At 75.5% G+C, this 13,858-nt stretch carries 12 protein-coding genes; 4 read left to right on the forward strand and 8 right to left on the reverse strand.

From position 1 onward, the window contains the following. Window positions 1-379 precede the first annotated feature (379 nt). A complete protein-coding gene (locus tag ACFPL3_RS25620) occupies window positions 380-796 on the reverse strand; it encodes a DUF6010 family protein (RefSeq protein ID WP_343941956.1) in 417 nt (138 codons plus the stop codon). Between the two features lie 81 nt (window positions 797-877). On the opposite strand from ACFPL3_RS25620, the gene ACFPL3_RS25625 reads away from it, so the two are divergent. Next, a complete protein-coding gene (locus ACFPL3_RS25625; protein ID WP_379589684.1) occupies window positions 878-1,807 on the forward strand; it encodes a GlxA family transcriptional regulator in 930 nt (309 codons plus the stop codon). Here the strand turns inward: ACFPL3_RS25625 and ACFPL3_RS25630 are convergent, their stop codons facing one another. After that, window positions 1,808-2,041, reverse strand: a complete 234-nt coding sequence (locus tag ACFPL3_RS25630) for a hypothetical protein (protein WP_343941954.1) — start codon at window positions 2,039-2,041, stop codon at window positions 1,808-1,810. It lies immediately after the preceding gene. A gap of 115 nt (window positions 2,042-2,156) precedes the next feature. Next, window positions 2,157-3,347 (reverse strand): pre-mycofactocin synthase MftD, encoded by a 1,191-nt coding sequence (mftD, locus tag ACFPL3_RS25635; protein ID WP_343941953.1) that lies wholly within the window; start codon window positions 3,345-3,347, stop codon window positions 2,157-2,159. Window positions 3,348-3,410: 63 nt separating this feature from the next. On the opposite strand from mftD, the gene mftR reads away from it, so the two are divergent. Further along, complete coding sequence (gene mftR / locus ACFPL3_RS25640) at window positions 3,411-4,019, forward strand: mycofactocin system transcriptional regulator (RefSeq protein WP_343941952.1); 609 nt, start codon at window positions 3,411-3,413, stop codon at window positions 4,017-4,019. Window position 4,020: 1 nt separating this feature from the next. Here mftR and ACFPL3_RS25645 read toward each other — a convergent pair whose 3' ends face one another. Next, entirely contained in the window at window positions 4,021-4,596 is a 576-nt protein-coding gene (locus ACFPL3_RS25645; protein ID WP_343941951.1) for a TetR/AcrR family transcriptional regulator, read from the reverse strand. Window positions 4,597-4,718: 122 nt separating this feature from the next. Here ACFPL3_RS25645 and ACFPL3_RS25650 point away from each other — a divergent pair, with 122 nt between their 5' ends. Both ACFPL3_RS25650 and ACFPL3_RS25655 read left to right on the forward strand, forming a co-directional pair. Next, a complete protein-coding gene (locus ACFPL3_RS25650) occupies window positions 4,719-5,552 on the forward strand; it encodes an alpha/beta fold hydrolase (RefSeq protein WP_343941950.1) in 834 nt (277 codons plus the stop codon). 94 nt (window positions 5,553-5,646) lie between these two features. Then, complete coding sequence (locus ACFPL3_RS25655; RefSeq protein ID WP_343941949.1) at window positions 5,647-6,486, forward strand: CBS domain-containing protein; 840 nt, start codon at window positions 5,647-5,649, stop codon at window positions 6,484-6,486. A gap of 17 nt (window positions 6,487-6,503) precedes the next feature. Here the strand turns inward: ACFPL3_RS25655 and ACFPL3_RS25660 are convergent, their stop codons facing one another. Genes ACFPL3_RS25660 through ACFPL3_RS25675 form a run of 4 tightly spaced genes read right to left on the reverse strand, consistent with a single transcriptional unit; the run spans window position 6,504 to window position 13,800 of the window. Further along, window positions 6,504-10,955, reverse strand: a complete 4,452-nt coding sequence (locus tag ACFPL3_RS25660) for a hypothetical protein (protein ID WP_379589685.1) — start codon at window positions 10,953-10,955, stop codon at window positions 6,504-6,506. Next, entirely contained in the window at window positions 10,948-11,748 is an 801-nt protein-coding gene (locus ACFPL3_RS25665; protein WP_343946704.1) for a hypothetical protein, read from the reverse strand. Before ACFPL3_RS25665 ends, ACFPL3_RS25660 begins: the two co-directional genes overlap by 8 nt. Then, a complete protein-coding gene (locus ACFPL3_RS25670) occupies window positions 11,745-13,193 on the reverse strand; it encodes a hypothetical protein (RefSeq protein ID WP_343946708.1) in 1,449 nt (482 codons plus the stop codon). The genes ACFPL3_RS25665 and ACFPL3_RS25670 overlap by 4 nt, the downstream gene beginning before the upstream one ends. Window positions 13,194-13,236: 43 nt before the next feature. Continuing rightward, the gene (locus tag ACFPL3_RS25675) at window positions 13,237-13,800 is read right to left on the reverse strand and encodes a hemerythrin domain-containing protein (protein WP_343946705.1); all 564 of its coding nucleotides are present in this window, start codon (window positions 13,798-13,800) and stop codon (window positions 13,237-13,239) included. Between the last annotated feature and the right edge of the window lie 58 nt (window positions 13,801-13,858).

The raw sequence follows: 13,858 nt of genomic DNA on the forward strand, positions 1-13,858 counted from the left end.
CGAAATCGACACGGGAATGCGCCAACTCTCCGATCTTGGACCAAGATTGCGCTCTGGGGGCGTCGATCAAGGGGAAATGGTCGCTAGATGATCTTCAGGAGCGACCATTTGCCCTTGATCGCGTGAAACCTCCGGCTCCGCCCTTCAAGGGAAGCTGCCTCCTGGTGGCGCCGCGCGCCAGGTCAGGCAGGCCCCTGGCCTGCCCGCGAAGCCTGCCGTAGGGGCCGCAGAGGCTCGCGGGCCCCGCACGATGCGCGGCGCCACCAGGAGGCCGGCCCCGCAAGGAGGGCATGATCATTGCTCTGGCGCAAAACCCGACGAGACACGTCGGAAAACGCGCCAAGCCGGCGATCATGGCCGTGTGATGGCGGGCCGGCCGTCACATGGTCCAGGGCGCGCGGCGGCGCGGCAGGCGGGCGCGCACCGCGTCGATCACCGACGGCCCGCCCAGGAACGCCCACACCGCGATCACCGGGTCGCAGATCGCGCAGCCCAGCGACGAGTGCTCGGCGAACGGGACGATCGGCTCACCGCGCAGGTGGTGCACCACGTCCCAGGCCGTGTGCAGCAGCCAACCGATCCCGATGAACGTCCACGACTCCAGCCCGCGCCACGCCACCCAGGTCAGGAGCGCGGTGAACGCGAACTCGGCGATCCCCAGCCCGCCGCCGCTGAGGTAGGCCGCGCCGGCGCCTGCCACCACGATCGCGTTGACGTGGCGGCGGTGCGGCTCCGGGAGCAGGGAGGCGAGCACGATCCAGGTGAGGCCGATGGCGATCGGCACGAGCACGGTCACGAGCGGACCGTACGGAGGCGCGCCGCCCGCGAGGAGTGGCGCGAGCGCCGGTCTCCGACGGATTCGCGCCACACTGGCCGGGTGCACCGCGTCGCCGTCCTCGCCGTGAACGGGGTGGTCCCGTTCGACCTGTCCGTGCCGATCGAGGTCTTCGGCCGGGCCCGGCTCCCCGGCGGGGGTGCGGCCTACGACGTTCGTGTCTGCGGCCCGGACCCGGACGTCGACGCCGGGCCCGTCGGGTTGCGCGTGCCGCACGGGCTCGACGTGCTGGCGGCCGCCGATACCGTCGTCGTGCCCGGGGTCGCCGACATCACCGCGCCCGTGCCGCCCGCGGTGCTCGACGCGCTGCGGGCGGCGTCCGGGCGGCTCGTGTCGGTCTGCGTCGGGGCGTTCACGCTGGCCGCGGCCGGGGTGCTCGACGGGCGACGGGCCACCACCCACTGGGCCGCTGCCGCCGAGCTCGCCCGCAGGCACCCGGCGATCACCGTCGACCCCGACGTCCTCTACGTCGACGAGGGCGACGTGCTGACCTCGGCCGGCGCGGCCGCCGGGCTCGACCTGTGCCTGCACCTCGTGCGCCGCGACCACGGCGCCGCGGTGGCCGGCCGCACCGCGCGGCTGTCGGTCGCGCCGCTGGAGCGCGCGGGCGGGCAGGCCCAGTTCGTGGCGCACGAGCCACCGGCCCCGCAGGGCAGCTCGCTCGAGCCGCTGCTCGCCTGGCTGGCCGAGAACCTGCACCGCCCGCTCACCCTCGCCGAGATCGCGAGCCGCGCGTCGATGAGTACCCGGTCGTTCTCCCGCCACTTCCGCCGGCAGACGGGCACCACCCCGCTGCGCTGGGTGAACCGGCACCGGGTCCGCCGGGCGCAGCAGCTGCTGGAGGAGACCGACCACCCGGTGGAGCGGGTCGGCGAGCTGGTGGGGCTGGGCGCGCCGACCTCGTTCCGGGAACGGTTCCGGGAGGTCGTGGGGGTCAGCCCGCAGGCGTACCGCCGTTCCTTCCGGGCGTGATCAGGCGGGCGGGTCGAGCGCGATGCCCGCGTCCTCCAGCGCGGCCTCGGTGAGCATGCGGGCGAACGCGCGATCGCAACCGGTGGCCGTGGCCAGGGGCGCCTCGACCTCCACCATCGCGCAGGCCTCGAGCAACGCGTCGTCGTAGGCGGCGAGCAGGGCCACCGTGCGCACCCGGGTGGGCGGGCGGCAGTCGCGCACCCGGCGGTGCAGCCTGCGCAGGTCGGCGACCACGGACTCCAGGCACGGCCCCACCGGCGGGCTCGGGCAGCCCCGATGCCAGCATGGTGGCTTTGCTGGCCTATTACGCCAGTAAGGCCACCATGCCGGCATTCCGGAGGCGGCCGCGTCAGCGCGCGGCTGCGCCCTGGGGGCGGGCGGCGTCGCAGAACCCCGCCGGGACGATCACGTCCTCGCGGCTCAGCTCGGCCACCGAGCGGCGGCCCAGGCCGAGCAGGGCGGAGTCGATGCCGCCGCGTAGGACGTCGAGGACGTTCTCCACGCCGGCCTGCCCCGCGGCGGCGAGGCCCCACAGGTACGCGCGGCCTATCAGGACGGCGCGGGCGCCCAGCGCGAGGGCCTTGACGACGTCGCTGCCGCGGCGGATGCCGCCGTCGAGCAGGACCTCGACCTGGTCACCGACGGCCTCGGCGACGGCGGGGAGCGCCCGGATGGTGGCCGCGGTGCCGTCGAGGTTGTTGCCGCCGTGGTTGGACACGGAGACGGCGGTGACGCCTGCGTCGACGGCCCGCTTCGCCTCGTCCGCCCGGTAGACGCCCTTGAGCAGGAACGGCCCGTCCCACTGCTCGCGCAGCCACCGCACGTCGTCCCAGCTCGGGGGCGGGGTCTGCATCCACCGGCCGTAGGCGCCGAAGAAGGTGAGCGGCGGCTCGCCGGGGTCGTACATGTTGGGCACGGTGAGGTCGGGCAGGGTCTTGCGGCGGGCCCAGTCGAGCAGCCAGCGCGGGTGGGTGATCCCCTCAGGCGCGAAGCGCAGCGCCTCCCGGACCGAGAGCCGCTCGGGGATGTGCGGGCTGCCCCAGTCGCGGCCGTGGGAGAACGACCAGTCGGGGGTGAGGATCAGCCCGACGGCGCCGGCCGCGCGGGCCCGCTCGACACGCCGGGCGACGTCGTGGCGGCTGCCGCACCAGTAGATCTGGAAGAGCGTCTGCGGGTTGGCGGCCACGACCTCCTCCACCGGCTTGCTCGCGAAGGACGACAGACCCATCGCGGTGCCGCGCGCCGCGGCGGCCCGCGCCACCGCGACCTCCCCGTCCGGGTGGACCGCCTGGACGCCGGTGGGTGAGATCAGCACCGGCAGCGACACCTGCTGCCCCAGCACGGTGGTGCCCAGCTCGCGCTCGCCCGCGAAGCCCGCGGTGCGGGGCGCGAAGCCGATCTCGTCGAAGGCGGCCTGGTTGTCGCGGATGGTGAGGCCCTTCTCCGATCCCGCCACCAGCGCGCCGTACACCGACGGCGGCAGCCGCTTGCGTGCGCGCCGCTGCGCCTCGGCCACCGTCTCGAACCAGGCCCCGCCCATGAACAGCCTCCGTCGGCTTTTCGACATGCAGTGACGAATTTACCGGGACGATAGCGTCGCACCGTGACGGGAACAAGACCGGCGCGTCGTGGGCGCCCGCGGGGCACGAGCACGCGCGAGCTCGAACTGATCGCGCTGCACCTGTTCACCGAGCAGGGCTTCCACGAGACCACGATCGAGCAGATCGCCGCGGCGGCGGGCGTCAGCACCCGCACCTTCTTCCGCTACTTCGACGCCAAGGCGAGCGTGCTGTGGCAGACGTTCGACTCCGAGGTCGAGGCCATCCGCGCCGCGCTCGCCGACGCCCCCGACGACCTCCCGGTGATGGAGGCGATCCGCCACGCGGTGCTGGCCGCCAACCACTACCGCGCGGCCGACGTGCCCGAACTGCGCATGCGGATGAACCTCGTGGCCACCGTGCCGGAGATCGCCGCGAGCGCCGGCGTGCGCTACGACGCATGGGAGCGTGCGATCAGCGAGTTCGTCGGCAGGCGCGTGGGCCAACCGGCGGATTCCCTGTTCCCGCACGTGGTCGGGCGGGCGACGCTCGCCGCCTGCCGGGCGGCGTACGAGCGGTGGGCGGCGCGCGCCGACGCCGATCTCACCGTCTACCTCGACGCCGCGCTGCGCGCACTCGCAGGCGGGTTCGCGCGGCCGACCGCCGAACCCTGAGCTACTCCGGGAGCTGCTCCGCCCCCAGCAGGAGCTGCGGGAGCGCCGCGATCGTGCGGCGGAACGCGCCGGCGTCGCCGCGCAGCCGGGCGAGCACCAGGCTGCCCTCGATCCGCACGAACGCCTCCTCGGCGGCGGCCTGCGCCTGCTCGGGCGAGGCACCGGCGCGGCGGGCGGCGGTGGCCATGGCGTCGATCCACGCCCCGGTGACGGCGGCGGCGCCCGCGCGGACGCCGTCGGGCGCGCCCGAGAGCGTGAGGGTGTCGAGCACGCACGGCAGCGTGCCGTCGGCGTAGATCTCCGAGATCCGTCCGGCCGACTCGGCGACGCCCGCCGCGACGTCGGGGTGGCCGGTCATCGGCTCGAGGGCCTGCTCGAACCGCTCCCGCACGCGGCGCATCACAGCCTCGGCCATCTGCACCTTTCCCTCGGGGAAGCGGTGGTACAGGCTTGCGCGCTGGAGCCCCGCACCGTCGGCGAGCGCGCCGAGCGAGGCGCCCTCGAAGCCGGCGACCCGGAAGACCTCGGCGAGCCGGTCGTACAGGTCGTCGTCGGGAACGGTGCGGGGACGAGGCATGACCCAACATTACCGAACGGACGGTAAGAGCACCGCGTCGCGCACGTCACGTTGCTTTACCGATCGTTCGGTAATAGCTTCGCTCCCGTCAGCACACCGACAGCCGGAAGGAAGTCGCGATCATGGCCACGATCACCGTCGGGACCGAGAACAGCACCGACATCACGCTGCACTACACCGACCGGGGCACCGGGCAGCCCGTCGTCCTGATCCACGGCTACCCGCTCAACGGCGCCTCCTGGGAGAAGCAGGAGGAACGCCTGCTGGATGCCGGGTATCGGGTCATCACCTACGACCGCCGCGGCTTCGGCGAGTCGAGCAAGCCCTCCGGCGGCTACGACTACGACACCTTCGCCGACGACCTCGACAAGCTCCTCACGACGCTCGACCTGCACGACGCCGTGCTCGTCGGCTTCTCGATGGGTACCGGCGAGGTGGCGCGCTACCTGGCGCGGCACGGGTCCGGCCGCGTGGCGAAGGCCGTGTTCCTGGCCTCGCTGGAGCCGTACCTGATCAAGACAGCCGACAACCCGGCCGGCGTGGACCAGAGCGTGTTCGACGGCATCCTGGCCACCGCCAAGGCGGACCGGTACGCCTGGTTCACGCAGTTCTACCAGGACTTCTACAACCTGGACGAGAACCTCGGCTCGCGGATCAGCGAGGAGGCCTTGCGCAACAGCTGGAACGTGGCCGCAGGTGCCGGCGCCCGCGCGTCCTGGGCCGTGGTGCCCAGCTGGGGCACCGACTTCCGGGGTGACATCGAGAAGGTGGACGTGCCCACGCTGATCGTGCACGGCACCGCCGACCGCATCCTGCCGATCGACTCCACCGGCCGGGAGTTCACCAAGCGCCTCCCGAACGCCCGCTACGTCGAGATCGAGGGTGCGCCCCACGGGATGCTGTGGACGCACGCCGACGAGGTCAGCGACCTGCTGGTCGAGTTCCTCGCCTCCTGAGCCGGGCCGGCGGCGGGCACCGGCCCGCACGTGGATCGCGACACTTCCCGCGATCACCGCGTGCGGGTCGGTACCCGCCGCTACGGTCGGTCCCATGGCTCTGCGCGCCCGTGATGTCATGACCACCCGCGTCGTCACGGTCGGCCCGGACGACCCCGTCTCCGTTGCCGTGCACAAGATGACCGAGCTGCGCTACAGCGCCCTGCCGGTGATCGACCGCCGGTTCCGCCTCGTCGGGATGATCAGCCTCATCGACGTGCTGCGGCACCGCGAGGACGGTGGCAGCGACAGCACCCGGGTCAGCGCCGTGATGAACCCGGACGTGCTGTCGGTGCCCCCGCGGGCCAGCCTCAGCCTGCTGGCCCACCGGCTGCGCTCGTACGGCGAGCTGCGCGTCATGCCCGTGGTCGACGGTTCCACGCTCGTCGGCGTCGTCACCCGCAGCGACCTGCTGCGCGTCCGGACCCGCCCCGGTCCGCTCGGGCGGCTGATCGAGCGCGTCAAGGGCGGCGACGACCTCGACCGGCTGGCGGCCCCGCCCCCCGGGCGCCGCCGCGGCGCCACCCTGCCCGCCACCAGCCCGGTGCGGGAGGCGATGACCACCGAGGTCGTCACGGCCCGCGCGTTCGAGCTGATCGACGTCGTCGCCGAGCGCCTCGTCGAGGGCAGGCACAAGTCGCTCCCGGTGGTCGACGACCAGCACCGCCTGACCGGGCTGGTGAGCGAGGCCGACATCCTGGGCAAGGAGCCGCTGTCGGGCCGCTCGAGCGGGCGCACGGTCGGCTCGGTCATGACCAAGGACGTCGTCACGCTCTCCCCCGACGACTCGATCGGGAGCGCGCGGCTCCTCGTCGCGGAGCACGGCCTGCGGATGGTGCCCGTGGTCGAGGGCGGGCGGCTGGTCGGGGTGCTGTCGCGCAGCGACCTGGTCTGAGCGGGCGGGCGGGGCGGTCAGCCCGGGATCGGCTCGGGCCTGCGGAACACCCGGGCCGCCGCCACCCGCCCGCTGCCGTCCGGTGGCTCGAGTTCGGCAAGCCGGCGCGCGACGCGGTCGTCCACGGACAGGTACTTGCGGCCCGCCCGCAGGTCGGCGTCGTTGCGCAGCCGGATGATCAGCGGGAACGCGCTGAGCGCCCCCGCGTCGAACAGACCGGTGGTGTAGATCAGCTGCACCCCCAGCGCGCGGGCCACGCCGAACTGCAGCTCCAGCAGGTAACCGGCGGACGCACGGCCGATCGGGTTGTCCAGGAACAGCACGCCCGCGTGTGCCCGCCTGCCCTGGCCGCGCTGGTGGGCGCGCAGGGCGGCCATCGTGCAGTACAGGACGATCGCGGCCGTCAGCTGCTGCCCGCCGGAGAACACGTCGCGGATCTCCGACACCCGCAGCCGCTCGGTGCGCAGCACGGCGTCCGGCTTGAGCATCTCCACCCGCACGCCCTTGGGCATGGCCGCCCGCACCCCGCGCAGCAGCAGCGACATGCCGTCGCGGCGGTCACGGGCGTTGCCCGCGCGCTCGGTGGCCGTGCGGTCCACCACCTCGCCGAGCTCGTGCAGCAACGCGGCGTCGTCGGCCTCGTCGAAGCGGATGCGCAGGAACTGCTGGCCCGACCAGTCCGACAGGCCCTCGGGCAGCTCGGAGAGCCGCTGGGCGAGCCGCAGCGTGCGCAGGGCCTCCCCCACCATGCCGTGCAGGCGCGTGACGATCCCCGAGCGGTGCCGCCCGATCGTGGCCAGGTCGTCCTCCAGCGAGCGCAGGCGCGGGCGCAGCGCCTGCTCCCACTCGCCGGCGAGCCCCGGCATGTCGGCCCGGGCCACGCCGAGCAGGTGGCTGCGCACCGGGCTCGCCACGCCGGAGAAACGGGCCTCCTGCGCGAACTGCGCCACCGCGTCGACGGCGCCGCGCACCGCCCGCTCGGCCGCCGCGCGGTCGCGGGCCGCGTCGCGCACCGCCGACCGAAGTTCCTTCCAGCGGGCGAGCGCCGCGTCGACGTCCCCGGCGAACGGCGCGGCACCGGGCTCAGCGCTCCCGCCCGCGGCGTCGCCGGAACCGTCGTCCAGGCCGGCCACCACGTGCCGGAAACCCTCTGCCGACGCCGCCGCGGTCGGCCGGGCGGCCTCGGCCCCACCGGCCGCGTCCCGGGCCGCCACCGCCTCCGCGGCGGCCACGCGGCGGTCGCGCTCGGCCCGGTCGACCAGCTCCCGGCCGTGCTCGACGTCGGTGGGCTCGTCGTAGGGCTCCAGCGACCGCGGTCCCGCCGGGTAGCGGCCCGCCTCGCGCGTGGCCACCGCGAGCTCCGCCCCGGCCTCCCGCAGCTCCTCGGCGCACCGCGCGAGCGCCGCCCTGGCCTGGGCCGTGGCGGCCCGCCGGGTGGCCGGGTCGGCCGCGTCCGGTGAACGCAGCAGCGCGTCGGCGGCCGCCCGCACCTCGTCCGGCAGATCGTCGAACGCGGCCTGCGCCACCCGCGCCTCGCGCTCGGCATCGCCGAGCCGGGACCGCAGGTCGGCGTCGACCTCGGCCGCGGAGTAAACGGCCTCCGCGCGCCGGTACTCCGCCCGCAGCACTTCCAGGGGCGCCTCCGGCGCGCCTTCGGGGTGCGGGTCGGCGTCGTCGTCGAGCGGGAGGTCGGCGAGCTCGGTGCGGCAGGAGTCGGCCACCGCCTGCTGGCGGTCGCGGCTGCGGCGGGCCTCGTCGGCCTCCCGGCGGGCGGTGGCAGCGGCGGACCGGGCGGCCGCGGCCGCCGACTCGGCCCGCTCCACCGCGGCGCCGGCCGCCCGCACCTGCTCGTCCAGCTCCGGACGGCGCCGCGTCTCGGTGTGCAGGCCGGCGAGTGCCGCGGCCCGGGATCGGGCCTCCTCGGCGGCGGCCGCGAGCCGCGGCGCGTCCTGCTCGAGCCGGTCGGCGCGCGCGTCGAGCGCGGTGACCTCCGCGTCCGCCGACTCGGCCTCCCGGCCGGTACCCGCGACGGCCGCGCGCGCCGTGTCGGCGGCCTCGGCGAGCGCCTCGCGCTCCCCCGCCGGGTGCCGGTCGCGCCAGGCGCGCAGCCGCGCGAGCAGCTCGCGGTCGGACTCCAGCGCCTCCCCGACCGACCGCAGCCCCGCGTTGCGTTCCCGGGTCTCGTGCTCCAGCTCGGCGCGCACGGCGCCCGCGGCCGCCTCGTCGACCATCGCCGGGTTGGGGGGCACCACGTAGTCGACGCCCGGCGCCGCGGCCTCGTCCGAGATCGCGGTGGTGACGCCGACGGCCACCGCGGCGCAGGGCAGCAGCCGGGCTCGTTCCAGCTCCTCGCGCGCCCGCGGCGCGTCCTCGGGGTTGTTGAGCAGCACGCCCGCCACCAGGTGCGGGAGCCGGGCCACCACCAGCGCGCGCTGCTGCTCCGGCAACGTCGCGAGGTAGCGCCAGCCGGAGTACGCCGTGATCCCCGCGGCCTCGAGCACGCCGAGGACCTGCTCGATCTCGGCGGGTTCGGGGAGCAGCCCGCCCTCGCCGAGCGCGCGCAGCGCCCGCGCGTCGCGGTCCTGGGCGGCGAGAAGCTCGGTGCGCCTGCGGTCGCCCGCGGCGAGCGCCGCGACCAGGCGTTCCTCCAGCGCGGAGGCGTCGGTGTCGGGCCGGATCTCCTCGACGCCGAGCAGCTCGGCGAGACGCGGCTCGGCGGCCAGGGCGTCGCGGGCGGCGAGGGCCTCGGCGAGCGCGGCCTCCGCACGGTCGGCGGCGGCCCGGGCGGCGTCGTCGGCGCGGCGGGCGGCACTGCGGCGCTCGTCGGCGGCCCGCCGCGCGCGCCGCAGGTCGGTGAGCTCGGCGTGCACGGCGGCCACCTCGGCCTGCACGGCCTCGGCAGCGCTCTGCGCCGCGGCGCTCGCGGCCGCCACGTCGGCACCCTCGGCGAGGTGGCCCGCGGTGTCGGCCACCGCGGCGCGCCGGTCGGCTCGTCGCAGGTCGGCGCGGGCCTGCTCGGCGGCCGCGCGGTGGGTGGCGGCGGCGCTGACCTCGGCCAGCTCGGTGCCCCGCGCCGCCTCGGCCCGCCCGTCGGCGGCGTCGGCGGCCTCCTCCGCGGCCGCGGCGGCGGCGTCGGCCTCGCGCACCATGGCCCGCAGCACGGCGGCGAGCGCCCGCGCCGCCTCCTGGCGAGCCCGCAGCGCGGGCCGGGCCCGCTCCTGCTCGGCGTCCACCACGGTGCGCAGGCGGCGCGCCTCGGCCTCGGCCACCCGGTGGCGCAGCACCGGCTCGACGGCCAGCCAGGCCGCCACCTGCCGCTCGGCCTCGGCGTGGGCCTCCCGCGCCGCCGTCTCGGCCTCCTGCGCGGCGGCCAGCTCCAGCGCGGCGACGCGGCGGCGCAGCTCGGTGGTGACCTCCTGCAGCCGCCGCTCCGCCACCTCCGCGGCGCGCACCCGCTCCCGCGCCGCGTCGTGCGCCTGCACCGCGACGGCCAGGCGCTCGTCCTCGGCGCGGCGGCGGGCCACGATCGCGGTGGCCAGGTCCCGGGCGTCGTCCTGCGCGGTCGACTCGGCGCGGCGGGCGGCCGCCGCGGCGCGCTCGGCCTCGGTGAGCGGGCCGAGGCGGGCGAGGGTGCCCTCGACGAAGTCGCGCTCCTGCTCCAGGTCGGCACGCTGGGCCAGCCGCGTGGCGTACCCCGAGACGAGGTCGGCGAGGTTCTGGGGCTCCTCGGTGTCGAGCACCGCACGCAGCAGGAAGTCGACGAACGCCTCGTCGGAGGGGAACGCGAAGGCCTCGGCGGCCTCGCCCTCGCCCGCGTTCATCGCCCGCTGGTAGCGGAACAACTCCGGGTCGAGCCCGGTGTCGGCCAGGTGGCGGGTCCAGTCGCGCGGCCCGGTCTCCCAGACGAGCTCCAGCCCCGGCCGCTCGCGGTGGGCCTCGGTCAGCCGGTCCTTGAACCCCGTGGTGGTGACGCGGCGGCCCTCGACCGTGAACGGCAGGTCGTCGAGGCCGAAGCCGGGCCCGGGCCGGAACGAGTACCAGGCGTTGCCGAGCTTCTCCGGGTCCAGCGACGTGACGTGCCCGCGCCACTCCGACACCTTGCCGGTGACCAGCAGCTGGCCGGTGCGGGTGTGCATCCACTCCAGCACCACGTGGGCGACGTCCTCGCCGAGCACGAACTTCTCCAGCACGGTGGTGCTGGTGGTGCCCACCACCTGCCTGCGCCCCGGCAGGAGCACCGAGAACACGAGCTTGAGCAGCACGGACTTACCGCCGCCGTTCTCCAGGAACAGCACCGACGCGGGCGAGGGGCGGCGCGGCACGCGCTCCAGGTCGTCGGGGGCGAACAGGTCGGCCTGCTGGGCGGCGTGCACGGCCGGCCCGACGCCGCGCAGATCGAGGGTGACGTCCTGGTAGCGGGCCCCGGGCGGGCCGATGGAGAACAGCCGGACGCGGGAGAGCTCAAACATCGGGCGCCTCGAGACCGGGGGCGGCGGGGGCGCGCAGGGCACCGGTCGCGGACGCGGCCGGGAGCACTCCCAGCGCCAGCAGCTCGTCGAACGCGCGCTGCGCGGCGAGCTCGCGCACCTGCACCTGGTAGCGCGGGGTGGTGCGGTAGGTGCCGTCGGTGCCGACGGCCACCAGGAAGCCCTGGTCGGCGAGGAACCGCAGCGCCTTGCCCACGATCCCGCGGGTGGTGGCCTCGCCGGCCCGCCCGTCCTTCGTGGCGGTGGCCTCCGGCCTGCGCAGCCACGCGCGCCAGGCGACCTCCAGCTGCGGGGCGTCGGAGAGCGGGTCGGCCTCCGCGCCCGCCGTGCGCTCCTCGAGCGTGCGGCACGCCTCGCGCACGGCGCCGTCGACCTGGTCGACCGACACGCGCCCGACGTAGCTGTCGTCACCGAGGTCGTCGGGGCGGGGGAACGCCAGTGCGGCGGCGGCGAGGTGGGCCAGCCCGTGCAGCATCTTGTCGGTCTGGCGGTTCTGCAGCACGGTGCGCCGCGCGTACTCGTCCATCCGGATCTCGAAGACCGACTCCTCCACCGCGGCCAGCACGATCCCGGACTGCGGGCCGACCGCGAGCACGACCAGGCCGAGCCCGGCCGCCACCCGCTGCACCGTGTCGGCGAACGCGTCGTCGTCGCGGTAGCGGCGCACCAGCTCCGCGTAGCCGCCGTCCCGCGACGGCAGCGCCTTGGGCCGCATCCCGTGCGCGACGAGCCGCGCCGCGGACTCGACGTCCTGCGGCTGGAGGTCGCGGGTCATGCGACCTCCTCGATCCCTTGCTCCTGACCCAGCACCGCGGTGGTGACGAGCAGGTCGGCGCCGCCGAACTCCGGGTCGCGCAGCACCGTGCCGTCGTCGACGGCGAGCAGGACCGTGGAGTCGCCCTGGCTGCGCGCGGTGCCGACGCTCGCGCCCACGGCGTGCACGACGCGCAGCGCCACCAGGGTGGGCAGCTCCGGGTCGATCCCGCGCGCCTCGGCGAGCAGCTCGGACAGCCGCCGCGCGCGCCGGGCCGGTGCGAGCAGCGCGGACGCGCCTTCCCACAGCTGCTCGCCGAACCGCTCGGGCGTGACCGGCGCCAGGTCCGGCTCCACCACCGGCTCCCCCAGCGGGTCGCGCTCGACGGGCGGGGTCAGCAGCGTCTCCACCAGCCCGGTGAGGCTCGGCACGCTCGGCACGCGCACGCCCGCCCCGGCGCCGAAGAAGGCCGCGGCGGGCCCGGTGGCGGTGGCCGTGTCCAGCGCGAGGCAGGGGCGCAGGAGCTGCCCGAACACGTCGATCGCGGCCCGGCGGGGCCGCCCGCTGAACTGCTGGCGGTCCTGCTCCGCGCGGAACGTCGCCCCCGCCTCCTGCAGGCGCGCCTGCAGCTGGGTGTGCCGCTGGATGCAGTCGCTCACGACGTCCACCAGCTCGGCGGCCTGCCGGCGCCGGTCGGGCTCGGTGGCCTCGTCGCGGGCGTCGGCGATGTTCGCGAGGATCGCGGTCTCGGCGCGGTAGCGCGACTCGATGTGGGTGAGCGCCTCGTCCAGCAGCGCGGGCACCGTGGTGAGCCAGTCGACCGACCGGACGTCGCGGCGGGTGGCGTCGAGCTTCTGGCGCAGCGCCTCGGCGTACTGCACGGTGCGGTAGCGGGCCTGCTCGGCGGCCAGGCGCGCGTCGCCGAGGCGACCGCGGCTGATCAGGTTCTCCAGCTTCACCTCGGCCGCGACCTGCGCCGACTCCACGTCCGTGTCGAGCGCGCCCACCAGCACGTTGATCGCCTCGTCGGAGGCGCGCAGGTACACCTCACCGTCCGGCGCGGCCACCTCGACGAGCAGCTTGAAGTCGAAGCGCCGCCGCACGTAGCGTCCGTCCGGCGTGAACGTGCCGTAGTCGACCTGGAACCCGCGGTCCAGGCTCCCGACGTTGATCAGGTTCTCGATCACCCACTGCGCGACGCGCTCGTGCTCCCCGGGCGGAGCGCCGGGCGCCTGCGCCGCGACGAACGGCCGCAGCCGCCGCACGACCTGGGCCTGGTCGGCGCCGTGGTCGAAGTCCATCGACAGCGTGACCTGGTCGATGGCCTGCAGGGCGATCTCGGCCATCTGGTAGCGCGAGGCGTCCACCCAGTCCAGCCGCGCCTTGCGGGCGTCCAGGTCGTGCAGCGGGGCGGTGCAGGCCAGCGCCTTGAGCCGGCGCGTGACCCCCTCGTCCACCGCCCGCAGCACCCCTTCGACCACGGAGGGGCACTCTACGGGCGGGCGGGCCTCAGCCGGCGCGGTGGGTGAGCCGGTCGCGCAGCCGGTCGACCAGGCCCACGCCCGGGCCCACGAGCTTGTGGAACAGCTCCGAGTTGGGGGCGCTCGGGTGCGGGCGGGTGGGCGCCACCTGCTTGGCGGTCTCGACCTTCTCGCGCAGCCGCACCAGTTCCTCGTGCGGGATGTGCTCGCGCAGCTTCGGGAACTGGTCGGCCTCCTCGTCCCGGGCGTGGTGGCGCAGCTGCTCGGTCATCGTCCGCACGACCTCGTCGAACCGGGGGTCCGCCGCGTCGACGCCCTCCAGCTGCTTCATCGTCTCCTCGAGCTCCTTGTGCTCCTCGATGTCGTGCTCCACCTCCTCGTCCCCGCCCGGGACGTGTTCGCGCATCGCCGGGTAGACGTACATCTCCTCGGCGATCGCGTGCCGGACGACCTCGGCGATCACGGTGTCGGCCAGGTCGCGCTTCTCGGCCGGGTCGGTGGTGGCGGCGATCCGGTCGAGGAGGAACAGGGCCTCGCGGTGGTCGGCGATCAGCTCGTCGACGACGTCGGTGGTGGTGGTCTGGTGGGCCACGGGTGGAGCTCCTTCGAAGGTGCGAGGTTCGGGAGCTCTGGAGGTACCCGGCCCCGAC

It is taken from the genome of Pseudonocardia zijingensis, from assembly GCF_042657305.1.
Taxonomy (GTDB): domain Bacteria; phylum Actinomycetota; class Actinomycetes; order Mycobacteriales; family Pseudonocardiaceae; genus Pseudonocardia; species Pseudonocardia zijingensis.

Excerpts from the sequence above, each read along its gene's own strand:
- mftD (WP_343941953.1), bottom strand. The coding sequence starts at position 3,347 with ATGGGCGGGGCCTGGTTCGAGACGGTGGCCGAGGCGCAGCGGCGCGCA.
- ACFPL3_RS25645 (WP_343941951.1), bottom strand. The coding sequence starts at position 4,596 with ATGCCTCGTCCCCGCACCGTTCCCGACGACGACCTGTACGACCGGCTC.
- ACFPL3_RS25650 (WP_343941950.1), top strand. The coding sequence starts at position 4,719 with ATGGCCACGATCACCGTCGGGACCGAGAACAGCACCGACATCACGCTG.
- ACFPL3_RS25655 (WP_343941949.1), top strand. The coding sequence starts at position 5,647 with ATGGCTCTGCGCGCCCGTGATGTCATGACCACCCGCGTCGTCACGGTC.
- ACFPL3_RS25660 (WP_379589685.1), bottom strand. The coding sequence starts at position 10,955 with ATGTTTGAGCTCTCCCGCGTCCGGCTGTTCTCCATCGGCCCGCCCGGG.
- ACFPL3_RS25665 (WP_343946704.1), bottom strand. The coding sequence starts at position 11,748 with ATGACCCGCGACCTCCAGCCGCAGGACGTCGAGTCCGCGGCGCGGCTC.